This window comes from Stenotrophomonas sp. STEN009, from assembly GCF_056760395.1.
The window spans coordinates 12,185-37,890 of the sequence record NZ_JBRRES010000021.1 but is presented as its reverse complement, the minus strand read 5'-3'; the positions used below and the strand labels follow the sequence as shown (position 1 = coordinate 37,890).

The following is a 25,706-nucleotide window of genomic DNA, read 5'->3' as shown; positions in this document are numbered from 1 at the left end:
ATGGACGCCTTTGTACGCGCCGGGCACGCCAACGCAGATAACCTATTGGTACTAGCCCCCCGGTTCAGGTGGCCGGGATGCCTACACTGGCCCGGCATCGCACCGCGCCGGGAGGCCGGTGGCGCGGGCTGAACGGCCCGCGGCGTCCCTGCCCAAGTTCCGGCCCCGGCGGCCGTTGTTGTCCTGACCCTACGCAATCCGAGAGAGCCGCACCCAACATGCGCCCCATTCCCACCCTGCTGGCCCTGTCGCTGGCCGCCCTGCCCGCCTTCGCGTCCGCTGCCGATTTCGACAACTGGCCGACCAAGTACGCGTTCGGCGACGGCACCGAGCTGGCGGCCACCGCCAACATCGCCTACGACTACAACGATTTCTCCTCCGGCAGTGGCCTGGACGATGACGACGCCGTGCGCCGCAAGGAATTCGGCGCCACGCTGAAGAAGAAGGGCGTGTACGACGCGATGGTGTACTACGACTTCCAGGCCGACACCTGGCTGGACGTGTTCCTGCGCCTGGAGAGCAAGGCCTTCGTGGGCCGCGACATCGGCCGCTTCCGCTTCGGCTACATGAAGACGCCGGTCGGCCTGGATGCCAACACCTCCTCGCGCGCCGGTAGCTTCCTGGAGACCGCGCTGCCGGTGCAGGCGTTCTACGCCGGCCGCCGCACCGGTGTGGAATGGGTGCTGGAGCGCCCGCAGTACCTGCTGCAGGCCGGTGCCTACGGCGGCAAGGACCTGCAGGGCGACAACCCCGGCACCACGCAGGCGGTACGTGCGGTGTGGACGCCGGTGAAGGCGCCTGGCGATGTGATCCACCTGGGCCTGGCCTACTCGCAGGAAAACCCGCGCGGCTACCGCGATGGCCGTGACGTCCATCACGAGGCCAGCGCACGGTTGCGCGCGCGCCCGGAAGCCGGCCTGACCGACATCCGCTACGTGGATTCCGGCGCGCTGGTGACCGCCGACCAGATCCGCCGCACCGGCCTGGAAGGCATCTGGATCCGTGGCCCCTTCTCGCTGCAGGCCGAAGCGCTGCAGGCCACTGTCACCCGCAACGACGGCAAGCCCGACTACACCGGCCACGGCCAGTACGCGATGGCCAGCTGGGTGCTGACCGGCGAGTCCCGTCCGTACAACGCCGGCGCCGTGGCCAACATCAAGCCCGCCCACGACTACGGCGCGGTCGAGCTGGTGGCACGCTACAGCCGCCTGGATCTGGACGACGGCAGCATCCTGGGGGGCCGTCAGCACGACCTGACCCTGGGCGCGAACTGGTACCTGACCAGCCATTTCAAGTTCCAGGCCAACTACGTCAAGGTCGATGCCAGCCGCCGCGGTGTGCACAGCACCCCGGAGATCTTCGAACTGCGCGCACAGATGCACTTCTGATCCGCGCCACGGTGCGGAATCCGGCGGGCATGCACGTCATGCCCGCCCTCACTGCGTAGACTGCCGCCATGTACTGGCTCGGCCGCCACAGGATGCTGCTGCTGACCCTCCTCGCGCTGGCCGGAGGCACCGTGCTGTGCGCGATCGCGGCGGGCCACTACGCGTGGCGCAGCGCCCTGGCTGCCGAGAGCACGCAGGTCCAGCGCCAGCTGCAGCTGTACGGCCAGGGCCTGCAGCAGCGTATCGACCGCTTCGGCACCCTGCCGCAGGTGATGGCACTGGACCCGGACCTGCTGCGCGTACTGCGCACGCCGCCCTCGCCCGCCGAGCGCCAGCAGCTGAACCTGAAACTGCAGCGCGCCAACCAGGTCACCCGAACCTCCACCCTGACCCTGGTCGGCCGCGATGGCGTCGCGGTCGCGGCCAGCAACTGGGACCAGCCGACCACCAACGTCGGCGAGGACTACAGCTACCGGCCCTACTACCAGCAGGCCCTGGCCCACGGCCGCGGCCGCTTCTACGGTATCGGCATGACCACCGGCGTGCCCGGCTATTTCATGTCCGAGGCGATCGTCGACGACCGCGGCCAGCGCATCGGCGTGATCGTGATCAAGATCGAGCTGTCGGCGCTGGAACAGGAGTGGCTGAACAGCCCCGACGTGGTGCTGGCCAGCGACAACCATGACGTAGTGTTCCTGTCCAACCGCGATGCCTGGCGCTACCGCCTGCTGCGGCCGCTGGGCGCGGACGAGCGCCGCGAGATGCTTGATGCCCGCCAGTATGCCGACCGCTCGTTGCAGCCCCTGCGGGTGCGTACCGAGGATGTGCTGGCCGATGGTGGCCGCATGGTGCGCCTGCTCGACCCGGTGCTGCCGCAGGCGATGCTGTGGCAGAGCCTCGCACTGCCCGACGAACACTGGAACCTGCATCTGCTGCACGATGCCAGTGCCGCCACCAGCGCCGGACGCGGTGCCGCCCTGGCCGGCGCCGCTGCGTGGCTGGCGCTGGGGTTCCTGCTGCTGTTCGTGCAGCAGCGCCGGCGCCTGGCCCGGCACCGCCAGCGCAGCCGCAGCGAACTGGAAACCCTGCTCAAGCAGCATGCACAGGAACTGCGCACCGCCCAGGACGGATTGCTGCAGGCTGCCACCGATGCCGACAGCGGCCTGAGCCGCAGCCTGGAGCACCTGCCGCAGGGCGTGGTGATCATTGATCGCGAACAGCGCCTGGTCGCCTGGAATTCCCGCTATCTGGAACTGTTCCGCTTCCCGCCGGGGCTGGTCCGTGTCGGCCGGCCCATCGAAGAGCTGTTCCGCTACAACGCACGCCGCGGCCTGCTCGGGCCGGGGCCGATCGACGAGGCCATCGAGCGTCGTCTGAACCACCTGCGCAGTGGCCGCCCGCACATGCGCGAGAGCGAAAAGGACGATGGCACCGTTCTGGAGATCCGTGGCAATCCGCTGCCTGATGGCGGCTTCGTCACCAGCTACGCCGACATCACCAGCTACAAGAACGCTGCACGCGAACTGCGGTCACTGGCCGATGCGCTGGAACACCGCGTGGCCGAGCGCACCCATGACCTCGACGAGGCCCGCCGCGAAGCCGAACAGGCCAACCGCTACAAGACCCGTTTCGTCGCATCCGCGGTGCACGACCTGCTGCAACCGTTGAACGCCGCGCGCATGTTCGTCTCCGTGCTGCGCGGCAAGCTGACCGACCCGGCGCAGCAGCAGACCACCGACCACATCGATGCCGCACTGGCCGCGCAGGATGCCATCCTCAACAGCCTGCTCGACATCGCGCGACTGGAGTCAGGCAGCCTGCCCACGCGCGTGCATGCGTTCCGGCTGGGCCCGCTGCTGCAGACGCTGGCACGCGAGTTCGGCATCGCCGCGCAGACACGCGGGCTGGTCGTGGACTGGGTGGATACCCGCGCGGTGGTGGTCAGCGACGAAGCACTGCTGCGCCGCATCCTGCAGAATTTCCTGTCCAACGCACTGCGCTACAGCGAGCGTGGCCGGGTGCTGCTCGGCTGCCGCCGGCGCGGAGACCAGTTGTGGATTGAAGTGCATGACCAGGGCCCCGGCATTCCTGATGCGCTGCAGGGTGAAATCTTCGAGGAATTCCGCCGTCTGCACGATGGTCACCAGCGCGGCGCCGGCCTGGGCCTGGCAATCGTCGACCGTATCGGCCGCCTGCTCGGCCATCCGATCCGCCTGCGCTCGCAGCTGGGGCGAGGCAGCGTGTTCGCAGTGGGCGTACCTCTTGGCGATGCCAACGCGATTCCCGCTGTTGCGCAGGCACCGGCGCTGGCACAGGAACCGGCGGCGGACAATCCGCTGCGCGGCCGCCGCGTGTGGGTGATCGATGATGATCCGCATGTCTGCGCAGCCAGCCGTGCCCTGCTGGAGCGCTGGGGATGCGAGGTGGTGCTGGCCGATGGCCCCCAGGCCGCGCTGCAGCTGGCCGGCGTGGAATCCGTGCCGGAACTGGTGCTGCTGGACGTTCGCATGGGCGACCATCACGGGCCGGTGCTGTACGAAGTGCTGGCCGAGCACTGGCAGGCACGGCCGCCGGTGGTGCTGGTGACCGCCGAGCGCGACGCAGGACTGCGCGAAATGGCGGCCGAACGTGGCTGGGGCATGATGGCCAAGCCGGTGAAGCCGCCGGCGCTGCGGGCGCTGATGAGCCAGTTGCTGATCCGCCATCGCGGGTGATTCCAGCCAACGGCGCAGCCCCTCGCGGGTGGCACGTAACGCAGTTCATGGTTGAGGCCGGGCAGGTTCCTTATTCGTCCACCCACGTGGAAGAAAAAGAAGATCAAACGCGGGTCGCGACGCCGCGCGTGCTCGTGTAGAGCCGAGCCCATGCTCGGCTCCACAGAAGGCGGCCGGACAGGCTGCTTTTGCTTTTGATCTTTTCCCTTTTCCGTGGGTGGCAGGCCACCGAAATCTGTCAGAGATCGGCCGGGTTGGGTTCGCGGGGGCGTCCGCCGCATGGATGCGGCAGCCAAGCCTCCAGGGACGGATTCACGGCGCTCCCGCATCACCTTCCGGCTCAAGCGCCTTCACCAGCACCGCGGCCTGCGTGCGGCTGTGGCATTCGAGCTTCTTCAGGATCGCGGTGACATGCACCTTCACCGTGTTTTCGGCCAACCCCAGCGTGTAGGCAATCTGCTTGTTGAGCAGGCCATCGGCCAGGCACAGCAGCACCCGGAACTGCTGCGGTGTCAGCTGCGCCAGGCGGCTGGCCAGCAGTGCATCGGCCTCAGAACGCTCGGCCGCCATCGCCGGGAACCACAGGCCACCCTCCAGCACCGCCGTCACCGCCTCGCCAATGGTCTCGGCGGGCGCCGACTTCGGGATGAAACCAGCTGCGCCGAACTGCTGCGCGCGCCGGATCACCCGGGGATGATCGTTGGACGACAGGATCACCACCGGAATGTCCGGATGCGAGCCGCGCACGTGCAGCAGCGCGGAGAAACCGTGGGCACCGGGCATGGTCAGGTCGAGCAGCACCAGGTCCACGTCAGGATGCGCATCCAGCGCCTCGGCGAGCGCTTCGGCACTGGCCACCTCGCGCACCTGGGCAAGCGGCAGGCTCTGCCGCAATGACTGCACCACCGCCGAACGCAGCAACGGGTGGTCATCGGCGATCAGGATGGTGTATTCGCTCATGCGGCCATTGTACGGGCAGCGCACTGCATCCGCCGGGCATGGCCCGGCGCTACCAGGGCATCAGCGCCCCGCCGGCTCCACGCTGCTGCGCCAGGCATCGAAGAACTGGCGCCGCTTGAGCGCGTCCAGGTAGACCAGCAGTCCCGGCCCAAGCTGGATCGGGCGCCGGCTGCGACCGGGCGCATCATCGCGCCGGGCATCGCTGCGCACGATCGGCATCAGCCGCGCCTCGCGCGACAGCACCTGCTGGCCACGCGGCGACAGCAGGTAATCGAGGAAACGCCGCGCCTCCTCCGGATGCGGACCGGTGCGCGGGATCACGGCCGTGCGCAACACCACCAGCGTGTAGTCCTCCGGCTCGATGATGGCCAGTGGCGCGCCGGCATCGATGCGCGCCTGCGCGTACGAGCCGAGCACGTTGTAGACCAGCGACAGCTGGCCGCTGGCAACCTTGTCCAGCAGCACCCCGGTGCGCTCCTCGCGAACCACCTCGTTGTCGCCGAGCGCCCCGAGCAGCGCACCGGCAATGCTGCCACGCTGCGCATCCTGCGTGGCCAGCAGGTAGCCCACGCTGCTGCGTTCGATGTCGTAGGTGCCCACCCGTCCGCGCAGGGGCGCGCCTTCCGCGCGCAGCAGGTCCAGCAGCTGCCGGCGTGTATGCGGCACCTTGGCAGCAGGCAATGTGCGCGTGTTGTGGACCATCACCACCGGCTCGTAGCTGATCCCGAATGCCTCGCCCCGCCACTGTGCCCAGGCCGGCAGCGCCGCGGTCTGCGCCGAGCGGTGTGGCAGGGCATGACCGTCATTGACCAGCTTGGTCTGCAGGTCCATGCCGCTGGAGATCAGCAGATCCGGCGACGCAGGGCTGGTGCGGTCCTGCAGGTAACGCGTGTACAGATCCTGGGTGATGATGTCCTCGTACACCACTTCTGTGCCGGGATGCAGCCGCTGGTAGTCAGCGATCACCACCGCGAACACCTCGATGTCGGTGGTGCCGTGGATGCGCAGCTGGGCAGTGGCGGTCTCACGTGCGGGGAAACGGCGCACATCGCCGGGTGCAGCCTGCGCAGGCAGAGCCAGCAGCAGCGCGATGACGGCGGCAAACAGGCGGATCATGGGTTGCTCCGGGGCAGGCGGATGGTGGCGATCAGCCCCCCATGCGGGCGGTTGCTGAGGTCGATATGGCCTGCATGGCTGTCGATCACGCGTTTGACGATGGCCAGCCCCAGGCCGGCGCCACCGGATGGCACGCCTTCGCCACGGGCGAATCGCTCGAACACCCGTTCGGCGTCGGCCGCGGCGATGCCCGGGCCGTGGTCGGCAATGGTCAGCACCGCCTGGCCGCCCTCGACCGTCAGTGCGATCTGCAGCGGACCATCGCCGCCATACTTCAACGCATTGTCGACCAGGTTCTTGATCGCCTCGCGCAGCAGCAGCGCATCGCCGTGCACATGCACCTGCTCGGAAGTGACGGCCAGCTGCACGCGCGGCGCGGGACCGGCCTGCGGCAACGCATCGTGCAATGCCTGGTGCACGGTTTCTGCCAGATCCACCGGCGCGAACCGCTGCAGATGCGAACGGTGGATCACGCTGGCATCGCTGAGCAGCTGGTTGAGCAGCCGGCTCATGTGCGTGGCATTGCGCTCGATGGCCTGCAGGCTGCGCCGCATGTCCTGCGGGTCGTCATCATCCAGCGCCAGCTGCGCCTGCGCGCGCAGGGCGGCCAGCGGGGTACGCATCTGGTGCGCGGCTTCGGCCATGAACGCGCGCAGGGTCTCGTTGCTGCTCGACAGCCGCTCCATGAAGCGGTTCAGCGCCGCCACCATCTGGTCCATCTCACGGGGCACACGTGCATCCAGCGGCTTCAGGTCCGACGGTTCACGGCGCGAGAGTTCGCGTTCCACCCTCACCAGTGGCCGGAATGCACGGTGTACACCGAAGGCGACCAGCGCCAGCAGCAGACCGGACAGCACGCCGATCGCCAGCAGCGACCGATTGACCATGTCCTGCGCCACCGCCTCGCGCGCGCGCCGGGTCTGGCCGACCTGCACCAGCACCTCGCCCTGCGCGGACGCAGCAGCGAAGCTGCGGCCCACCACCACAAAGCGCACGGTCTCACCGCTGTAGCGCGCATCGAAGAACTGCGGTTGGCTTCCCGGGCGCCGGGGTGGCACCGGCAGGTCGCCGTAGCCAGTGATCAGCGTGCCGCGACTGTCCGCGACGCGGTAGAACACCCGGTCCTCCGGCGCCATCGCCAGCAGGTCGAGCGCCGCGTACGGCAGGTCGACCTGCCATTGGCCATCGGCCAGCGCCACCGAATCGGCGATGGACAGTGCAGAGGACGCCAGCAGGTGATCGTAGGAGCGATTGGCCGCACGCTGGCCGTAGTCGCGTGCGGCAAACAGCAGGGCGACTGCGAACACCGCCAGCAGCGCACCCAGATACAGCAGCAGGGTCCGCCGCAGCGAACCCGGCGCGGCCGCTGCCGGGCGCGCGTCAGCCATCGCTGTCCACGCCTTCGTCGCGGGCCTCGAGCAGGTAACCGACGCCGCGCACGGTCGTGATGCGCAGCGGCGCGTCGGCGAGCTTCCTGCGCAGGCGGCCGACATAGAGCTCGATCGCGTTCGGCCCAGCCTCGTCATCGAAGCCGAACAGGCCGTTGCCGATCTCATCCTTGCCGACCACGTGGCCCAACCGGCCGACCAGGATTTCCAGCAGACGGTACTCGCGGTTGGGCAGCTCGATGGGCTCACCATCCAGGGTGACCCGATGCGCGGCATTGTCGAACTGGAAGCCGCCCACCTGCACCACCTCACTGGCCTGGCCGCGGGCCCGTCGCAGCAGCACGCGGCAACGCGCCTCGAACTCGCGGAAGTCGAAGGGCTTGCCGAGATAATCATCGGCACCCACGTCCAGCGCCTGCACGCGGTCCTCGATGCCGTCGCGCGCGGTCAGCATCAGCACCGGCGTGCTGTCGCCGCGCTCGCGCATGCCGGCCAGCACGCGTAGCCCATCAAGCTTGGGCAGGCCGATATCCAGCACCACCAGATCGAAACTCTGGTAGCGCAGCACGCTTGCGGCGGCCAGGCCATCGGCCTGCCAATCCACCGCGTGCCCACTGCGGCGCATGCGACGGATGATCGCATCGGCCAGATCCGGGTTGTCTTCAACCAGCAGCAGGCGCATGGGGACAAGCGTGGGAGGGGAAGCGAATGCTACCGCATGCCGCCCGGCCTGCCCGCCGGGCGTGGCCTGGCGCTACCCGGGCGTCGCGGGGGGGGATGGATGGACCGGCGCGACCGGGCAGCCTGCACGGGGGTAGCGCCGGGCCATGCCCGGCAAGCGCAGCGGCCGCTTTTACGCTGCAACGCACAAACCGCTGACAGGCGGATGACAGCTTGCGCGACCCAGACTGCGGCCGCGCACCATCCGGTGCCCACGATTGCCGCGCGCCTGGCGCGCACCTGGGAGGGTTTGTGGAATTCACGTTTGCCTGGCCGCGTTCCGCCGCCATGATGGCCCTGGCTGCGTTGGCTGCGCCGGCCTTTGCCGCTGATGACGAGCGGCCGGTCACCGCCACGCTGGGCGGTCGCCTGCACCTGGACTTCGCCACGTTCGACAATGACAACCGCGGTACGCCGAACAAGGATGACACCGAGATCCGCCGCGCCTGGCTGGATGTCTCCGGCAGGTTCTTCGTGGTTGACTACAAGATGGAAGCCGACTTCTCCGGCGACCGTGTAGAAGCCAAGGACGTCTACCTGGCACGCAGCTTCGGCAAGGCCGGCAAGCTGACGGTCGGCCAGTTCAAGCAGTACTTCTCGCTGGATGACCGCACCAGCTCCAACTACGGCAGCTTCCTGGAGCGCGGCAATGCCGGTACCACGCTGGCGCCGCTGTACCGGCTGGGTGCCTCGTGGCAGGCCAATCCGGGTGACTTCACCTGGGCCGCCAGCGTCTACAGCCTAGAGAGCATCGATGCCTGGCAGGTGAAGGGGCGCGCCGCCGGCGGCCGCGTGACCTGGGCGCCCTCGCCCAGCGACGGCGATGTACTGCACCTGGGCCTGTCGCTGGCCCGTGAGGCGTACGACAACCCTGGCGCCAACGGTGTGCCGGCACTGCGCATCCGCCCGCGCCCCGCCGGCCATCTGTCCGATGAGAGCCGCCTGACCCTGGTCGATTTCTCCGCAGGCCGCGATACCGACGTCAACAAGTGGTCACTGGAGTACGCCCAGGTCCGCGGCCCGTTGTCATGGCAGGGCGAGTTCAGCGGTGCGACCTTCGATGACGGCGCCCAGCGCGGCGACGTCATGGCCGGCTACGGCATGCTCAGCTGGTTCGTTACCGGCGAGAGCCGCGCCTACGACCGCAAGACCGGCCGCTTCGCCAGGGTGAAGGACATCCGCCACAAGGCCGGTGCCTTTGAAGTGGCGCTGCGCTACGACCGGATGTGGGGCGCGCAGCACCTCGACGGCGCTCCCGACCTGCGCCGCGGCAGTACCGAAGCCTGGACGCTCGGCGGCAACTGGTACCTGCGCGACAACCTGCGATTCATGCTCAACGTCATCGAAAGCCGCAACCGTGACCGCCTGGCCGGGATCACGGTGGACCGCACGCGCGCCGTGACCGGCCGCCTGCAGTACGACTTCTGAGCCTCTTCCGCGCCCCCCTCCGCACCCGCCCCTCCCTTTCCCACGTCCTGTTTTCTCAAGGAGTCCGCAGATGATGCTGAGCATCCTCGGCTTTGGCATGGTCATTACATTCATGTACTTGATCATGAGCAAGCGGCTGTCACCGCTGGTGGCCCTGATCACTATCCCGATCCTGTTCGCGCTGATCGGTGGCTTTGGCGCCGGCATCGACGAAATGATGCTGGAAGGCATCAAGAAGATCGCGCCGACCGGCGTGATGCTGATGTTCGCCATCCTCTACTTCGGCGTGATGATCGACGCGGGACTGTTCGATCCGCTGGTGCGGGTGATCCTGCGCTTCGTCAAGGGCGATCCGATGAAGATCGTGCTCGGCACCGCCGTGCTGGCGATGCTGATCTCGCTCGATGGCGATGGCTCGACCACGTACATGATCACGGTCTCGGCAATGCTGCCGCTGTATCAGCGGCTGGGCATGAACGCGCTGAACATGACCTGCGTGACCATCCTCGCCGGTGGCGTGATGAACCTGACTCCGTGGGGCGGCCCGACCGCACGCGCCGCCACCGCACTGCACGTTGATCCTGCTGATGTGTTCGTGCCGCTGATCCCGTCGATGGTGATCGCCTGCGCGGGCGTGCTGCTGCTGGCGTGGTACCTGGGCCTGAAGGAACGCCGCCGGCTGGGCGTGGTGACGCTGCCCAAGGGCGGCAGCTGGATGGACAGCAGCGTGTCCGACGACAGCAATGCGCTGCCGACGGTTGAGGATGCCGAGGACATCAAGCGGCCCAAGCTGCTGTGGGTGAACCTGGTGCTGACCCTGGTCCTGATGACCGCGCTGATCGTCGGCGTGCTGCCGATGCCGGTGCTGTTCATGGTCGGCTTCGCCATTGCCCTGGTGATCAACTACCCGAACCTGGCCGAGCAGCGCCGTCGCGTGGTCAACCACGCCGGCAACGTGCTGTCGGTGGTGTCGCTGATCTTCGCGGCGGGCATCTTTACCGGCATCCTCAACAACACCGGCATGGTCGAGGCGATGTCGCACAGCTTCCTGGCGGTGATTCCGGATTCGTGGGGCCCCTATCTGGCGGTGATCACTGCCGTGGCCTCGATGCCGTTCACCTTCTTCATGTCCAACGACGCGTTCTACTTCGGCGTGTTGCCGATCCTGTCCGAAGCCGCCGGCAACTACGGCATCACGCCGGTGGAAATGGCCCGCGCCTCGCTGGCCGGCCAGCCGGTGCATCTGCTCAGCCCACTGGTGCCCTCCACCTACCTGCTGGTGGGCCTGGCCAAGGTCGAGTTCGCCGACCACCAGAAATTCACCCTGAAGTGGGCCATCGCCATCTCGCTGCTGTTGATGGTCGGCAGCCTGCTGTTCGGCCTGTATCCCCTCGCCGCCTGATCCCGTTACCAAGGAGCGTTCCGCAATGACTCTTCGCATCGCTTACGTCACCAGCGGCATGGGCAGTGTCGGCACTGCCATCTGCCAGAGCCTGGCCCGCGCCGGCCATACCGTTGTTGCCGGCTGTGCGCCGAACTCGCCGCGCAAGGCCAACTGGCTGCGCGAGCAGCGCGAGCAGGGCTTTGACTTCATCGCCTCCGAGGGCAATGCCACCGACTGGGCCTCGACCAGCGCCGCCTTCGCCAAAGTGCGCGCGGAAGTGGGAGAAGTGGACGTGCTGGTCAACAACTCCGGCGGCAGCCGCGACCTGCTGTTCCGGCAGATGACGGTGGAGGACTGGAACGCGGTGATCGCCTCCAACCTCAACGCGCTCTTCAACCTGACCAAGCAGGTGGTCGATGGCATGGCCACGCGGGGCTGGGGACGCATCATCAACATCGGTTCGGTCAGCGCCCACAAGGGGCAGATCGGCCAGGTGAACTACGCCACCGCCAAGGCCGCCATGCATGGCTTCAGCCGGGCGCTTGCCGCCGAAGTAGCGTCACGCGGAGTGACGGTCAACACGCTCTCGCCGGGCTACATCGCCAGCCAGGCCATCAGCAGTTTCCCCCCGGATGTCCTGGACCGCCTGGCCGCATCGGTGCCGGTACGGCGCCTGGGCCGTCCGGAAGAAGTCGCCGGCCTGTGCGCCTGGCTGGCCTCGGACGAGGCGTCGTATGTGACCGGCGCCGATTATCCGGTCAATGGTGGGCTGTACATGGGCTAATGAGCCGCCCTGGGTGCGCCGCCAACGCGGCGGCGCGTACCCGCATGGGTGTTCCGTAAAGAAGCTTTCATGTTCCGTTCGCATAGTGGGGCGGCATCGCGCACGCACGCCGGTGCCCATCCCCCATGCAACGGACCACCATGCAGACTCGACACCTGACGATCGCCGTAGCGATCGCGCTTTCCGCCGCTGCCAGCGCCTCCGCCGCCGATACCGACGCCGCGCCCAGCGCGCAGACGCTGGATACCGTCTCGGTGATCGGCCAGGGCGAGACCCGTCAGGTGCAGCGCATCACCAGCGTCGACAAGCAGGTGCTCCCGCCAGGCACCAGCGGCCAGAAGATCCTCGATCGGCTGCCGGGCGTCTCGGTGCAGTCCAACGATGCGTTCGGCGCCAATGAGGAGTCGCAGACCATCAGCCTGCGCGGATTCGACAAGAGCCGGCTGGGCTATACCCTCGATGGCATTCCGCTGGGCGACAACAGCTACGGCAACTACAACGGCCTGAGCATCGCCCGTGCGCTGATCGCCGAAAACCTGGCCGGCGCCGAGCTGTCGCAGGGCATCGGTTCACTCGGCGTGGCCTCGACCAGCAACCTCGGCGGCACCATCCAGTACTTCTCGGCCGATCCGTCCACCGAGTTCGGCGGCCGTGCCAGCGTCACCGTCGGCGACGACAATCAGCGCCGTGGATACCTGCGCGTGGATACGGGCGACCTCAACGGCTTCTCTGCGTATGTCTCCGGCGTTCACCAGGACCAGGACATGTGGGCTGCGCCGCACCAGAACCAGACCACCCGCCAGTTCAATGCCAAGGCCGTGTGGAACGTGGGCGACCATCGTTTCGGTGCGTTCGTGGCGACCTCGCGTGCCAGCCAGGCCAACTACGCCTACCTGTCCAAGGACATGCTGGCCCGGGGCCTGGGCTGGGACTGGAACATCTATGCGCCGGACTGGAACCGCGCGGTGGCCGCAGCCTACTGCGCACCGGCTACGCGTGATCCGGCGCGGTGTGCCTACAGTGGCGGCGTCACCAGCATCGACGATGCGTACTACCAAAGCCGTGCGCTGCGCGATGACAACCTGTACTCGATCGATGCCGACCTTCGCCTGGGCGAGCAGGGCCGCCTGAAACTGCTGGCCTACCACCATGACAACCGCGGCCAGGGTCACTGGTGGGCGCCGGGCCAGCCGTCCTACCCCGGCACCGACCGGATGCTGCCGATCTCCATCCGCAGCACCAACTACACGATCAACCGCGACGGCATGACCGCAGCGCTGTCATGGACGGCGGGCATCCACGAGCTGGAAGCCGGCCTGTGGTACGAGCAGAACGACCACAACGTGTCGCGCAATTTCTACTACATCAGCGGTCCGTTCCTGGACGACCTGTACCTGAAGAATCCGGACCGCCTGCTGTTCAACCAGGACTACGACATCCGCACGCAGCAGTTCTACGTGCAGGACCGCATGCGCTTCCTCGACCAGCGCCTGACCGTTGATGTCGGCATCAAGAGCCCGAACACCCGCATGCGTGCCACGGCCCGCCCGGGCGTGGAAACCCGCCTGGCGTCCGGCACACTGACGGCCAAGGAGTCGGCGCTGCCGCAGCTGGGCGTGGGCTTCAAGCTCAACGCCAGCAACGAGCTGTTCGCCTCGTACGCCGAGAACATCGCCGCCTTCGTCGGTGGTGGCAGTGGCGGCCCGTTGCAGGTGGCACCGGAATCGTTCGCTGCCAGCGCCGACCTGGAACCGGAAAAGTCGAAGAGCCTGGAGGCCGGTTTCCGCACGTTCGGCGAGAAGTACCAGGCCTCGATCGCCGCCTACAACGTCACGTTCGACAACCGCCTGCTGTCACTGAACCCGTGCTCCAGCATCGAAGTGGGCACCCGACCGGAGTGCGTGACACGCTTCATCAACGTCGGCTCGGTGAAGAGCCACGGCGCGGAACTGACCTTCATCCTCAAGCCGGTCGATGGCCTGCAGTGGTACAACGCGCTGTCCTGGAACAAGACCACCTACGAAGATGACTACATCTCCGGCGGCGCGGTGGTGCCGGTGGCCGGCAAGATCACGGTGGACACGCCGCAGCGCATGGCCTCCAGCGAAATCAGCTGGAACCGCGATGGCTTCTTCGCCAGCCTGCGTGCCAAGTACACCGGCAAGCGTTATTACACCTACACCAACGATCAGTCGGTGCCGGGCGTGACCACCTTCGATGCGGGTGCCGGCTATGACTTCGGCCCTGGGCTGGGACTGCGCAACGTGCGGGTCTCGTTGAACGCGACCAATCTGACCAACAAGCGCTACGCCGGCCAGCTGAGCTCGTTCGCGCCGACCGACCTGGAAGGCAAGCGCTATGCGATCCACGCCAGCGCACCGCGGCAGGTGTTCATGACGGTGGCGGCAGAGTTCTAAGTCAGAAGCGGGCGCTGCGGCGCATCGAGTGTTCCTGCATGGCGCGGGCAGGCAGGCCCATGCAGGATCCGCCAACGCATGTCACTCCGGCGCAAGCTGGTCCATCCGTATCCGGTTGGCAAACAGCGAAAACGCCAGCATGCCGGCCAGGCCATTGGCCCGGCTGACCCAGTGCGGCAGCCAGCGTGGTGGCTTCAACACCCCGGCCTGGAACAACGGCGCGAACGCGATGGCGTCCTGCAGGCTCATCTTGCCCGCGAACAGCCACCGGCAGACCTGCAGGCGATCCTCGGCCAGCATGTGGCGGAAGAAGGTGTGCACCGATACCAGCCCGCGCAGGTACACGGTGTCCTTGGTGAAGGCCAGCCCGCCGCCGGGGGGCACCCCGCGGAACACGCGCTGGGCCGATGCGAAGCTCTCTTCCGGGTTCTGCCCGGCATCGCAGAAGTAGCGGAACACCTCGATGAAGTCGGCGCCCTCGCGGGCCATCGCGATGGCTTCGGTACGCAGGCTGATCCGCTTCAGGCGCTCGATGTCGATGCTGCCGGTGATCTGCTCGGCAAACGTGGCCAACCCTTCCTGGGTAGCCGTCACCCGCGGTGAGGACAAGGCCAGGCTGGGCAGCACCGGTTGCTCCCGGCCATTCAACGCGGTCAGCGAATGCACCAGCGCTTCGTGATGGAACAGCTGTGCACGATCGTAGGCGCTGAAGCGCGCACTGGTACGCAGGCGGATCCGCGTCGGCCCGGCGGCCGCCTTGGACACCAGTTCCGGGTCCAGCTGCACCTGGATGATCCGCGATTCGAAGAAGGCATCCAGATCGTTCTGCAGCTGCAGTTGCAGCGCGATCGCAGACACCGGCACCTGTTCTTCCGGCGCCAGCAGTTCATGGTCCAGCTCGGCCGCGATCTGGATGAAATGGCGCGCTGCATCGCGCGTGCTCGGGCCATTGCCCGGCAAGGGCTGTTCGGGGGCGCCGAACAGCTGCACCGAACAGGTGTCCACCGCTGCGGTACCCAGGCCTTCCAGCAGGCGTGCGGCCAGGTCCCAGCTGTGCGCGGACTGCTGCACGTAGTGGCCCAACGGATGCCCCGCGTCGCAGTCGGCGGCGATGGCTGCCAAGGTGCGGCGTTCCTCGCTGAAATCCAGCTTCGGGTAGTCCACCTTCGGCAACTGCGGCTGCCCGCGCGCAACGCTGTCCAGGAACGGTGCCTGCACCGTCGCCGGCCAGCTGGTCAGGCCCAGCAGGCGGATGCCACCCACGGCCTCGACCAGCCGCGCATCGAGCGCCGCATGGTGGGCCACCTCGCGATCCAGCACGGCGGTCGTTTCCATGCGCGGACTATAGCGCCCTGCCCGGCCGTGCGCTGTCCACCGCGTGCCCAGCATCAGTGAGGGCGTTACCCCTGCATCCCGGGATGAATCTCCATGCAGCCGCGCCCATGGCCGGCTGCCTCATCAACGACGTCGCGGCTTTCCTGCCGGACGGAACTGCTGGCCCTTGCCTTTCCTGCCACCTCGTTCCTGCGCGGTCTCGGCCTGGCGCACGGCCAGCTTGGCGGCGGCGGCCGCCACTTCTTCCTTCAACTTGAAGTAGTTCAGCAGCCGGCTTTCCTCAATCTCACCCGCGTCGATGGCCGCCCGTACCGCACAACCGGGCTCCTGGTGATGCGAGCAGTCGCGGAAGCGGCACTGTTCGGCCAGTGCTTCGATATCGGCGAAGCCCCCTTCGGCCAGCGTCTCCTCGCCGGTCGGCTTGAGCTCGCGCATGCCGGGCGTGTCGATCAGGCAGGCGCCGGTCGGCAACGGCATCAGCGCACGATGGGTGGTGGTATGACGCCCGCGCGAGTCGTTGGCGCGCACCGCATTGGTCTTCATCCGCTGCTCGCCAAGCAGCGTGTTGGTCAGCGTGGATTTGCCGGCGCCGGAGGAGCCCACCAGCACCACGGTGCGGCCCGGCCCCAGCCACGGCTGCAGCACAGCCACGCTGCCAGCATCCAGGCCATTGATGGCATGCAGGGCGATCCCCTGCATTTCCAGCTCTTCCAGCACCGCCAGCGCATCGTCGCTGTATTCGGTCTGGTCGGCCTTGGTCAGCACCACCACCGGTTCGGCACCACCGCCGCCCACCAGCAGCAGGTAACGCTCGATACGCCGCGGATTGAAGTCCGCATCCAGCCCGCAGACGATGAACACCGTATCGATGTTGGCCGCGATCACCTGCTGGTGATAATGCTCGCCGGCGGCACCGCGCTTGATCGCGGTGCGACGTGGCAGCAGCGCCACGATGCGGATGCCGTCGAGCAGCACCCAGTCGCCGACCGCCGGCCGCTCATGGCTGGGAAAGCGTGGCCGCTGCCATTCCGGCAGCGATTCGGCCTTGATCGCAGCGTCCGGGGCGTCGGCCACGACATAGTGCGTACGGTGCTGCTCGATCACCCGGGCCGGGCGGGCCTGCGGGTGCTCGGCCATCATGGCCTGCCAGTCGGCCTGCTGCGCCGGGCCCGGCCAGGGCCAGCCGATGGTCTGCAGGGCGGTGAAATCGGGGGTCTGGGTCATCGCCTCCATTCTACCCGTGCCAACGCCGCTCCAGCCCAGCAGCGGCGGGCCCTGGGGGCCTTGCCATGCAGTGCAGCAATTCCGCTACCATGGAACCTCCATGCCATCCGACGGCTCACCGACCATGTCAACCTCCGCGCCCAAGCCCCTGGCCACCCGCGAGCGCCTTTCCGAAGTGCGCTACGAAATCCGCGGAGAACTGGCCCGGCGAGCCCGGGAGCTGGAGGCGCAGGGCCGCAAGCTGATCAAGCTCAACATCGGCAACCCCGGCAATTTCGGCTTCCGCGCCCCGGAACACCTGCAGCGCGCGATCGCCGACGACATGGGTCGCACCGATCCCTATACCCACCAGCAGGGCCTGCCGGTGGCGCGCGAGGCGATCGCTGCCTATTACACCCGTCGCGGCGCTCCCGACGCGCACCCGGACCGTGTGTTCGTCGGCAACGGCGTCAGCGAACTGATCGACCTGTCGCTGCGTGCGCTGCTCAACCCCGGCGATGAAGTGCTGGTGCCGTCCCCGGACTACCCGTTGTGGTCGGCCTCCACCATCCTCAACGACGGCCGGCCGGTGTACTACCGTTGCGCCGCCGAGAACGGCTTCCAGCCGGACCCGAGCGAGATCGAGACCCTGGTGTCCTCGCGCACCCGCGCGATCGTGCTGATCAATCCGAACAATCCCAGTGGCGCCAGCTACCCGCGCGAACTGCTTGAACGCGTGGTGGACATCGCGCGCCGGCACAACCTGCTGCTGCTGGTCGACGAGATCTACGATCAGATCCTGTATGACGAGGCGGTGTTCCAGCCGGTCGCACCGCTGGCGGGCGACCATCCGTGCCTGACCTTCAGCGGGCTGAGCAAGGTGCATCGCGCCTGCGGCTGGCGCGTGGGTTGGGCGCACCTCAGCGGCGATGACGCACGCCTGGGCGACTTCCGCGCGGCGATGGACCTGCTCAGCGCGCTGCGCCTGTGCGCCAATGTGCCCGGCCAGTACGCCATCGAGGCTGCGGTGAACGGGCCCGACACCATTTCGGCACTGTGTGCCCCGGGCGGGCGCCTGTACGAAACCCGCCGCGCGGTGATCGAAGCATGCGAGGCCAGCGAGCATCTGTCGCTGGTGGCCCCCGCCGGCGCGCTGTATGCCTTCCCGGCGGTGGTCGGCGCTGCCGCCAAGGGCTTCGACGATCACACCTTCGCCCTGGACCTGATGGACAACGAGGGCGTGCTGGTGGTGCCCGGTTCCAGCTTCAACGTGCCCTACCGCAACCACTTCCGCGTAACCCTGCTGCCGGAGGCCTCGGTGATGCGCGATGTGTTCGCCCGCATCGACCGCGTGCTGGCCCGCCGCGCCGAGGACGCAACCAAGGTCGTACCGATCAAGCCACGCCGTTCGGTGGCCTGAGTCGTGGGCTTGTCCTATCTGGCGCTGGGCGACTCCTACACCATCGGTGAGGCCGTCGCGGTCGAAGGCCGCTGGCCCCATCAGCTGGCCGCCGCGATGCGCGCACAGGGCGTCGCGCTGGCCGATCCGCAGACCATCGCCACCACCGGCTGGACCACGGACGAGCTCGATGCCGGCATCGACGAGGCCGCCCCGCAGGGGCCGTTCGACTTCGTCAGCCTGCTGATCGGGGTCAACAACCAGTACCGCGGCCGCCCGCTCGACGAATACCGCACGCAGTTCCAGGCCCTGCTGCAGCGCGCGATCGGTTTTGCCGGCGGCCGTACCGATCGGGTGCTGGTGCTGTCGTTTCCCGATTGGGGCGTGACGCCGTTCGGCGCCAGCAGCGGCCGACACCGTGGCCGCATCGGCATCGAAACCGACGCGTTCAACGCGGCTGCGGAGCAGGTCTGCAGTGGCCTCGGCGTCGACTTCGTCGACATCACCGACATCAGCCGCGTCCACGGTCACGACCCGGCGATGATCGCCGAAGACGGTCTGCACCCCTCCGCGCGCATGTATGCATTGTGGAGCGAGCGTGCCTTGCCGGTCGCCCTGCGCCGGCTAGGCGACGCCGGCTGACCCGATGGACGGCACGCCACGGAATGGCACGCCCCTGCCCTGCTCCCCGCTGACCTCCCCGCAGGCCCGCGCGATCGCCGAGGCGTTCCGACCTGCACAGGCCTGGGGCAGCCGCCGCGACTATTACTACACCCGCGGCAAGCTCGGCAGCGATCCGTTGTACGACGGCGTGCTGCAACAGCTGCCCGAGGATGGCCAGCCGGTGCTGGACCTGGGTTGCGGACTGGGCCTGTTCGCGCATGTGCTGCGCCAGCGCGGGCGCGGCCAGCCCTATCTCGGGGTGGACGTGGACGCCGCCAAGATCGAGCGGGCGCGGCAAGCCGGTGAAGGCCTGCCGGCCGTGCGCTTCGAATGCCTGGATGTGCAGGCTGCGCTGCCGTCGCACGTCGGCCATGTACTGCTGCTGGACGTAGTGCAGTACCTGGATGCCGGACCGCAGCAGACGCTGCTGCGTGCCGCAAGCGCGCGGGTGTCCCCCGGAGGACGGCTGCTGCTGCGCACGCCGCTGGCGACCGGTGATGGCCGGGACCGCACCACGCGGGTCGCGGACCGCCTTGCCTGGCTGGTGGGCTGGATGGGTACCCGCCCGCGGCACTATCCCCAGCCGAAGACCCTGCTGGCGACACTGAGCGAAGCGGGATTGCGCGTCGCCGCACCACGGCCGCTGCACGGGCGCACACCGTTCAACAGCTGGCTGGTGGTGGCCGAACGGCCTGGGTGACGTCGGGCGTGGCCCGGCGGATTCCGTGCGTGCCGCTGCGCTATACCGAAGGCAGCGTTGCCTTCAATCCACGCTGATGCAGTGCCTGCAGCACGCGTTCGATGATTACCAGGTTGTGGCCATGGGCGGCCCCCTCATGCAGCAGCACGATGGCGCCCGGGCGAAGATCCGGCAGCAGGCGCTCCAGCACGCGCTCGGGCGTACAGCCGACACCATCGAAGCCGCGGGCGCTCCATCCCACCCGCACCAGGCCCAGGCGGCGCAGCACCGGGCCCACGAACGGATTGGTCATGCCCACCACCGACCGGTACCAGCGCACCGGCGTGCCCGACAATGCCTGCAGCGCATGCTGGCAGCCTTCGATCTCCGCACGCATCGCCTTCGGTCCCAGCCGCCAGAAGCGCGCCTGCGGATGGCTGAAGCTGTGGTTGCCCAGATCGTGCCCGCGGCGCAGGATCTCGGCCACCAGCGCCGGCTGGGCCAGCGCCCGCTCGCCCACCAGGAAGAATGTCGCCCGCGCCTGATGCCGATCCAGCAGATCAAGCACGGCCAGCGTGTCCGCACCGGGACCGTCATCGATGGTCAGCCAGACCGCGTCGTCCGCCTGCGCCAGGCGGCTCAGCACCGGCGTGTAGAAGCGACTGTTGGGCAGGAACACCGGCACGATGAACAGCGCGTGGCTGGCCACCATCAGCGGCAGACCCCAGTGCCATCCCGCCAGCACCCAGGCCAGGATCACCCCCAACTGCGACGCCACCAGCCAGGGCAGCCAGCGCCATGGCCGGGGCGGAATGCGATGCAATGTTCCTGCGCTGCTCATACCCCATGATGCCATGAGGGGTAGAATCGAAGATTCGAATTACTGGACCCCCGACTTCCCATGTCTCTCGATCCTGCCCTGCGTTCGCGCATCGAATCCCTCCTCAACGCCAACCGCGTCGTGCTGTTCATGAAGGGCCAGCCGTCGATGCCGCAGTGCGGCTTCTCGGCCAAGGCCGTGGGCGCGCTGCAGGACCTGGGCGTCGAGTTCGCTCACGTCAACGTGCTGGCCGACCAGGAAATCCGTGAAGGCATCAAGGCCTACGGCGACTGGCCGACCATCCCGCAGCTGTACATCGACGGCGAACTGGTCGGTGGCAGCGACATCGTGCTGCAGATGGCCGCCAGCGGCGAACTGAGCAGCGTGCTGGGCCTGCCCGCGCCGGACCGCACCCCGCCGCGCATCACCGTCACCCCGGCCGCGGTGGAGATGCTCAAGGGCGCGCTGGCCGACGCCCCGGGCGCCGCCCTGCAGCTGAGCATCGATGCAGGCTTCCAGCCCAACTTCCAGCTCGCTCCGCATGACGAGGCTGCGATCGCCGCCGAATCCAATGGACTGCGCGTGCAGTTCGACCTGGCCAGCGCGCGCCGCGCCGAAGGCATCACCATCGACTGGGTGGACGACATCCGAGGCAAGGGCCTGGCCATCGACAACCCGAATGCACCCAAGCCGGTGCAGGAAATCAGCGTGCGCGACGCCGACGACCTGGTGCGCGCCGGCAACGCGATCCTGGTGGACGTGCGCCCGGCTGACGAGCGCGCCATCGCCGCCGTCGGCGTGCCGTTCAAGGTGTTCGACGGCAACGGCCGCGCCGAGCTGGAAGCACTGCCGAAGGACACCGCACTGGCCTTCCTGTGCCACCACGGTGGTCGCAGTGCGCAGGCTGCCGAGCAGTTCCGCGCGCTTGGCTTCACCAAGGTCTTCAACATCACCGGCGGCATCAACGCCTGGTCCGAAGAGGTGGACAACGGCGTGCCGAAGTACTGATCGGCTGCAGCGCGGGACAGGAAAACGTCGGCGCACGCCGGCGTTTTCCGTTTCCTGCCTGTCCCGCGCGTGGCCGGCCCCGCCCGGTCAGCCGGCAAACCCGCCTTCGGCCAGGTAGTCCAGTTCCTCCGGCGTGGGAATGCGGCCCAGCACGGCGTTGCGGTGCGGGAAGCGGCCAAAACGGCGGATGATGTCGCGATGCAGGTCGGCGTACTGCAGGTATTCCTTGTCACCCAGCACGTCGAACATGGCCACCGAACGGTCCTGGTCCAGCGGATCCTCGGAATGCTCGAACGGCAGGTAGATGAAGGCCCGCAGCTTTGGAACCAGCTGCAGGTCCAGCCCTTCCTCGATGGCACGCATGGCGTAGTGCCGGGCCAGCCCATCGGTGGCGTAGGAGTGGGCGGTGCCACGGAAGCAGTTGCGCGGGAACTGGTCCAACAGCAGCATCAGGGCCAGCGCACCCTCGGCGCTGCCCAGCCAGTGTTCGCGCGCACGCGCGGCCGCAGCGAAATGCTCATCGAGGAACAATCGGCGGAACTGCGCGTCGAACGCATCGTCGCGGGCGAACCACTTCGCAGGGCCCGCCTCCTTCCAGAATTCCACCACCTGCGCGGCAACGTCCATTACCTACTCCCGGGCCCGGACGTCCCGCGCCCGGCCCTCATCATCATTCGTCGAAGCGCAGATGGCGGACCGACTTGCCGTTGCGCCGGATAAGCTTAAGCGCCTCGATGCCGATCTGGATATGGTTTTCCACGAACTGGGAGCTGACCTTGGCATCGGAGGCTTCGGTCTTGACCCCGTCGGGAATCATCGGCTGGTCCGAAACCAGCAGCAGGGCGCCGCTGGGGATGTGGTTGGCGAAGCCGGCGGCGAACACCGTGGCCGTTTCCATGTCGATGGCCATGCAGCGCATCGCGCGCAGCCGTTCCTTGAATGCCTCGTCGTGTTCCCAGACCCGCCGGTTGGTGGTGTAGACGGTACCGGTCCAGTAGTCGTGCCCCAGATCGCGGATCATGGTCGAGACCGCGCGCTGCAGGGCGAAGGCCGGCAGTGCCGGTACTTCCGGTGGCAGATAGTCGCCCGAAGTGCCTTCACCACGGATCGCGGCGATCGGCAGCACCAGGTCGCCCAGCTGGTTCTTGCGCTTCAGGCCCCCGCACTTGCCCAGGAACAATACCGCCTTGGGCATCACCGCCGACAGCAGGTCCATGATGATCGCGGCATTGGGGCTGCCCATGCCGAAGTTGATCATCGTGATGCCATCGCTGGTGGCGCTGGCCATGGGCCGGTCCAGGCCGACGATGGGCGCACCGGTCAGTTCGGAGAAGGTGTGCAGGTAGCCGCCGAAGTTGGTCAGCAGGACGTGCGGGCCGAACTGGTCCAGGGGCACGCCGGTATAGCGCGGCAGCCAGTTGTCGACGATTTCCTGCTTGCTCTTCATGCTCGGTCCGGAACGGCGGGGACCGCCTATTTTCGGCCAGTGGGGCGACGCCGTCGAGGCACGCGGTCGCACCCTGTGAAGAAGGTCACTTGGCAAGCCCACCGCTGCCCGGCTAGCGTCAGCGGTTGCTTACGTAGCCGAGGGGATCTGCATGACGTCGACGTTGTTGCGCGCCGGGCTGGGGCTGGCGCTGGTTACGCTGGCCGCCGCGCCAGCACTGGGCGCCTCGCGCTTCATGGCCGATCCTTACCCCAGCACCTATCGGGCGCAGCCCGATGCGCCGGTGCTGATCCACAACGCAACGGTGCTGACCGGCACCGGCCAGCGCCTGGACAATGCCGACGTCCTGCTGCGTGAGGGCCGCATCGTTGCTGTCGGCCAGCAGTTGCAGGCCGAGGCCGATGTCACCCGCATCGACGCGCAGGGCAAGTGGGTCACCCCCGGGCTGATCGACGTGCACTCGCACCTGGGCGTATATCCCAGCCCGGGGGTGGGCGCCCACAGCGATGGCAACGAGATGACCGCACCGGTCACGGCCAATGTCTGGGCAGAGCATTCGGTGTGGCCGCAGGATCCCGGCTTCGCTGCCGCCTTGGCCGGCGGCGTGACCAGCATGCAGGTGCTGCCCGGCTCGGCCAACCTGGTCGGTGGCCGCGGCGTGACCCTGAAGAACGTTCCGGCCATCACCTACCAGGCGATGAAGTTTCCCGGCGCGCCGTGGGGCCTGAAGATGGCCTGCGGAGAGAACCCCAAACGCGTCTATGGCGAAGGCAAGGGTGTGACGCCTGCTACGCGGATGGGCAACGTCGCCGGCTACCGCGCAGCCTTCATCGATGCCGCCGACTACATCACCAAGAACACGCCCAAGGCAGCCAAGCGCAAGCGCTGGTTCGGCAGCGACAAAGGTGACAGCGCGGGCGATGCCGGTGGCAAGCGCGATCTCAAGCTGGACACCCTGGCCGGCGCGATCCAGGGCGACATCCGCGTGCACATCCACTGCTACCGCGCCGATGAAATGGCCACCATGCTCGATCTGGCCAAGGAATTCGGTTTCAAGGTGGCAGCGTTCCACCACGGCGTGGAGGCCTACAAGCTGGCCGACCGGCTGGGGGCGGACGGCGTCTGCGGTGCACTGTGGGCCGACTGGTGGGGCTTCAAGATGGAAGCCTTCGATGGCATCCCCGAGAACATCGCGCTGGTGGACCGGGCGAAGAACAGCTGCGCCATCGTCCATTCCGATTCGCCCGAAGGCATCCAGCGCCTGAACCAGGAAGCCGCCAAGGTCATGGCCGCCGCGCGCCGCGCACGCATGGCCCCGATCACTCCTGAACATGCGATCACCTGGATGACCGCCAATGCCGCCAAGGCGCTGGGCATCGAGAGCCAGACCGGCACGCTGGAGCCCGGCAAGATGGCCGACGTGGTGGTGTGGAACGGCAATCCCTTCAGCTCCTACGCATTGGCCGAGCAGGTCTATGTCGATGGCCGCCGCCTGTACGACCGCAGTGCGTTGCCGGCAACGCCGCAGTCGGACTTCCAGCTCGGGCAGGAGGTGCACTGATGGCCGGTTCCATGCAGATGGCAAGGTCTTCCAGCCGCAACCGGGCATGGCTCGGCGCTGCGATCATGGTGCTGGCAGGCATCACCGGCACGGCATCGGCACAGGATCTGCTGGTGCGCGGCGCGACGGTTCACACCGCCAGCGCACGCGGCAGCCTGCAGCACGCCGATGTGCTGGTGCAGGGCGGCATCATCCGTGCCGTGGGTACGGGCCTGGCCGCACCGGCCGGCACGACCGTGGTTGAAGCCGATGGCCGCCCGCTCACGCCCGCGCTGTTCGGTGGCATCGCCGAGATCGGCATCGAGGAAGTCTCGGGAGAAGCGAGTACGGTCGACAGCAGCCTGAAGATCGGCGAGCAACCGCTGCGTCCGGAGTTCGACGTGACCCTGGCCTACAACCCCGCGTCGGTGCTCATTCCGGTGGCGCGACTGGAGGGCATCGGCTTCACCGCGCTGGGCGCCGTCACCGGCGGTGGCTTCGTGGCGGGCCAGGGCGGGGTGATGCGGCTCGATGGCAGCGCCGACCCGCTGGGTCCACGTGCGCTGTTCCTGCGGCTGGGCGCCGCAGCGTCGGAACTGACCGGTCATTCGCGTGCAGCACAGTGGATGCTGCTGCAGCAGATGGTGGATGAAGCGCGCGGCCAGGTCGCCGCCGATTCTCCGCACGCCGTGCTGACACCGGCCGGTCGCCGCACACTGTCGCGCTATCTGGCCGGCCAGGGCCGCATCGTGGTTGAAATCGATCGCGCTGCCGATATCCGCCAGCTGCTGCGCTGGGCTGCACGCGAAAAGGTGAAGATCGCCCTGTCTGGAGCCAGCGAAGCCTGGCAGCTGGCGCCGGAGCTGGCTGCGGCCGGCGTGCCGGTGTTCGTCGACGTGCTGGCCAACCTGCCGGCCAGCTTCGACCAGATCGGCGCCACCCTGGAAAACGCGGCACGACTACAGCGTGCGGGCGTGCCCGTCAGCTTCGTGCAACGTGGCGATGCCTCGCACAACGCACGCAAGATCCGCCAGCTCGCAGGCAATGCGGTCGCCCATGGCCTGCCTTGGGCCGACGGGCTGGCAGGCCTGACCCGGGTTCCCGCACAGGCGTTCGGGGTGGCCGACCAGATCGGCAGCATCGAGCCCGGCAAGCGCGCCGACCTGGTGCTTTGGGAAGGCGACCCGCTGGATGTGGCGCACTATGCCGAACAGGTCTGGATGGGCGGGCGGCCGATGCCGATGCGCTCGCGCCAGACCGACCTGCGCGACCGCTATCTGCAGCGCAACGCGCAGCCCTGACCGACGAGGAAA

The 25,706-nt window shown here is 67.9% G+C and carries 21 protein-coding genes; 12 read left to right on the top strand and 9 right to left on the bottom strand.

Annotation, left to right across the window (positions count from 1 at the left end):
* The first annotated feature begins 218 nt into the window (after window positions 1–218).
* Both ACVOMM_RS11405 and ACVOMM_RS11400 read left to right on the top strand, forming a co-directional pair.
* Window positions 219–1,388: an OprO/OprP family phosphate-selective porin gene (locus tag ACVOMM_RS11405; RefSeq protein WP_053517412.1), complete on the top strand. Its 1,170-nt coding sequence runs from the start codon at window positions 219–221 to the stop codon at window positions 1,386–1,388.
* Window positions 1,389–1,456: 68 nt separating this feature from the next.
* Entirely contained in the window at window positions 1,457–4,102 is a 2,646-nt protein-coding gene (locus ACVOMM_RS11400; protein ID WP_065181725.1) for a hybrid sensor histidine kinase/response regulator, read from the top strand.
* Window positions 4,103–4,414: 312 nt separating this feature from the next.
* Here ACVOMM_RS11400 and ACVOMM_RS11395 read toward each other — a convergent pair whose 3' ends face one another.
* Genes ACVOMM_RS11395 through ACVOMM_RS11380 form a run of 4 tightly spaced genes read right to left on the bottom strand, consistent with a single transcriptional unit; the run spans window position 4,415 to window position 8,248 of the window.
* Complete coding sequence (locus tag ACVOMM_RS11395) at window positions 4,415–5,062, bottom strand: response regulator (protein WP_053517414.1); 648 nt, start codon at window positions 5,060–5,062, stop codon at window positions 4,415–4,417.
* Window positions 5,063–5,122: 60 nt separating this feature from the next.
* Window positions 5,123–6,178 (bottom strand): ABC transporter substrate-binding protein, encoded by a 1,056-nt coding sequence (locus ACVOMM_RS11390; RefSeq protein WP_459040086.1) that lies wholly within the window; start codon window positions 6,176–6,178, stop codon window positions 5,123–5,125.
* Window positions 6,175–7,566 (bottom strand): sensor histidine kinase N-terminal domain-containing protein, encoded by a 1,392-nt coding sequence (locus ACVOMM_RS11385; protein ID WP_459040085.1) that lies wholly within the window; start codon window positions 7,564–7,566, stop codon window positions 6,175–6,177. Before ACVOMM_RS11385 ends, ACVOMM_RS11390 begins: the two co-directional genes overlap by 4 nt.
* Window positions 7,559–8,248 carry a response regulator transcription factor gene (locus ACVOMM_RS11380; RefSeq protein ID WP_053517418.1) on the bottom strand — a complete coding sequence of 230 codons (690 nt, stop codon included), beginning with the start codon at window positions 8,246–8,248 and terminating at the stop codon, window positions 7,559–7,561. The genes ACVOMM_RS11385 and ACVOMM_RS11380 overlap by 8 nt, the downstream gene beginning before the upstream one ends.
* A gap of 326 nt (window positions 8,249–8,574) precedes the next feature.
* Here ACVOMM_RS11380 and ACVOMM_RS11375 point away from each other — a divergent pair, with 326 nt between their 5' ends.
* The 4 genes from ACVOMM_RS11375 (at window position 8,575) to ACVOMM_RS11360 (ending at window position 14,299) form a co-directional block, all read left to right on the top strand.
* Window positions 8,575–9,714: an OprO/OprP family phosphate-selective porin gene (locus ACVOMM_RS11375; RefSeq protein ID WP_065175123.1), complete on the top strand. Its 1,140-nt coding sequence runs from the start codon at window positions 8,575–8,577 to the stop codon at window positions 9,712–9,714.
* Window positions 9,715–9,787: 73 nt separating this feature from the next.
* Entirely contained in the window at window positions 9,788–11,116 is a 1,329-nt protein-coding gene (locus tag ACVOMM_RS11370) for a CitMHS family transporter (protein ID WP_053517450.1), read from the top strand.
* A 25-nt stretch (window positions 11,117–11,141) separates the two neighbouring features.
* Window positions 11,142–11,882 carry an acetoacetyl-CoA reductase gene (phbB, locus tag ACVOMM_RS11365; RefSeq protein ID WP_053517420.1) on the top strand — a complete coding sequence of 247 codons (741 nt, stop codon included), beginning with the start codon at window positions 11,142–11,144 and terminating at the stop codon, window positions 11,880–11,882.
* 140 nt (window positions 11,883–12,022) lie between these two features.
* Window positions 12,023–14,299: a TonB-dependent receptor gene (locus ACVOMM_RS11360; protein WP_481526257.1), complete on the top strand. Its 2,277-nt coding sequence runs from the start codon at window positions 12,023–12,025 to the stop codon at window positions 14,297–14,299.
* A gap of 81 nt (window positions 14,300–14,380) precedes the next feature.
* On the opposite strand, the gene ACVOMM_RS11355 is transcribed toward ACVOMM_RS11360, so the two are convergent.
* Together ACVOMM_RS11355 and rsgA are read right to left on the bottom strand one after the other, a co-directional pair.
* Entirely contained in the window at window positions 14,381–15,634 is a 1,254-nt protein-coding gene (locus ACVOMM_RS11355) for a flavohemoglobin expression-modulating QEGLA motif protein (protein WP_065175125.1), read from the bottom strand.
* A gap of 123 nt (window positions 15,635–15,757) precedes the next feature.
* Window positions 15,758–16,867 carry a ribosome small subunit-dependent GTPase A gene (rsgA, locus tag ACVOMM_RS11350; protein ID WP_340044953.1) on the bottom strand — a complete coding sequence of 370 codons (1,110 nt, stop codon included), beginning with the start codon at window positions 16,865–16,867 and terminating at the stop codon, window positions 15,758–15,760.
* Window positions 16,868–16,982: 115 nt separating this feature from the next.
* Between rsgA and ACVOMM_RS11345 the strand changes: the two genes are divergently transcribed.
* From ACVOMM_RS11345 to ACVOMM_RS11335, 3 genes are read left to right on the top strand one after another with little or no spacing between them, the layout of a single operon-like run.
* Window positions 16,983–18,257, top strand: coding sequence for a pyridoxal phosphate-dependent aminotransferase (locus tag ACVOMM_RS11345; RefSeq protein WP_065175207.1), 1,275 nt, complete (start codon window positions 16,983–16,985; stop codon window positions 18,255–18,257).
* Between the two features lie 3 nt (window positions 18,258–18,260).
* Window positions 18,261–18,878, top strand: a complete 618-nt coding sequence (locus tag ACVOMM_RS11340; RefSeq protein WP_065175127.1) for an SGNH/GDSL hydrolase family protein — start codon at window positions 18,261–18,263, stop codon at window positions 18,876–18,878.
* Window positions 18,879–18,882: 4 nt separating this feature from the next.
* On the top strand, window positions 18,883–19,599 hold the full coding sequence (locus ACVOMM_RS11335) for a class I SAM-dependent methyltransferase (protein WP_053517426.1): 717 nt from the start codon (window positions 18,883–18,885) through the stop codon (window positions 19,597–19,599).
* A 40-nt stretch (window positions 19,600–19,639) separates the two neighbouring features.
* On the opposite strand, the gene ACVOMM_RS11330 is transcribed toward ACVOMM_RS11335, so the two are convergent.
* On the bottom strand, window positions 19,640–20,419 hold the full coding sequence (locus tag ACVOMM_RS11330; protein ID WP_180875857.1) for a polysaccharide deacetylase family protein: 780 nt from the start codon (window positions 20,417–20,419) through the stop codon (window positions 19,640–19,642).
* 60 nt (window positions 20,420–20,479) lie between these two features.
* On the opposite strand from ACVOMM_RS11330, the gene grxD reads away from it, so the two are divergent.
* Window positions 20,480–21,406 carry a Grx4 family monothiol glutaredoxin gene (gene grxD, locus ACVOMM_RS11325; protein WP_053517428.1) on the top strand — a complete coding sequence of 309 codons (927 nt, stop codon included), beginning with the start codon at window positions 20,480–20,482 and terminating at the stop codon, window positions 21,404–21,406.
* Between the two features lie 87 nt (window positions 21,407–21,493).
* On the opposite strand, the gene ACVOMM_RS11320 is transcribed toward grxD, so the two are convergent.
* Both ACVOMM_RS11320 and ACVOMM_RS11315 read right to left on the bottom strand, forming a co-directional pair.
* Entirely contained in the window at window positions 21,494–22,033 is a 540-nt protein-coding gene (locus tag ACVOMM_RS11320) for a DUF924 family protein (RefSeq protein WP_065175129.1), read from the bottom strand.
* 43 nt (window positions 22,034–22,076) lie between these two features.
* Window positions 22,077–22,853: an AMP nucleosidase gene (locus ACVOMM_RS11315; RefSeq protein ID WP_053517431.1), complete on the bottom strand. Its 777-nt coding sequence runs from the start codon at window positions 22,851–22,853 to the stop codon at window positions 22,077–22,079.
* Window positions 22,854–23,004: 151 nt separating this feature from the next.
* On the opposite strand from ACVOMM_RS11315, the gene ACVOMM_RS11310 reads away from it, so the two are divergent.
* Window positions 23,005–24,414: an amidohydrolase gene (locus tag ACVOMM_RS11310; RefSeq protein ID WP_481526256.1), complete on the top strand. Its 1,410-nt coding sequence runs from the start codon at window positions 23,005–23,007 to the stop codon at window positions 24,412–24,414.
* Between the two features lie 17 nt (window positions 24,415–24,431).
* On the top strand, window positions 24,432–25,694 hold the full coding sequence (locus ACVOMM_RS11305) for an amidohydrolase family protein (RefSeq protein WP_053517452.1): 1,263 nt from the start codon (window positions 24,432–24,434) through the stop codon (window positions 25,692–25,694).
* The last annotated feature ends 12 nt before the right edge of the window (window positions 25,695–25,706 follow it).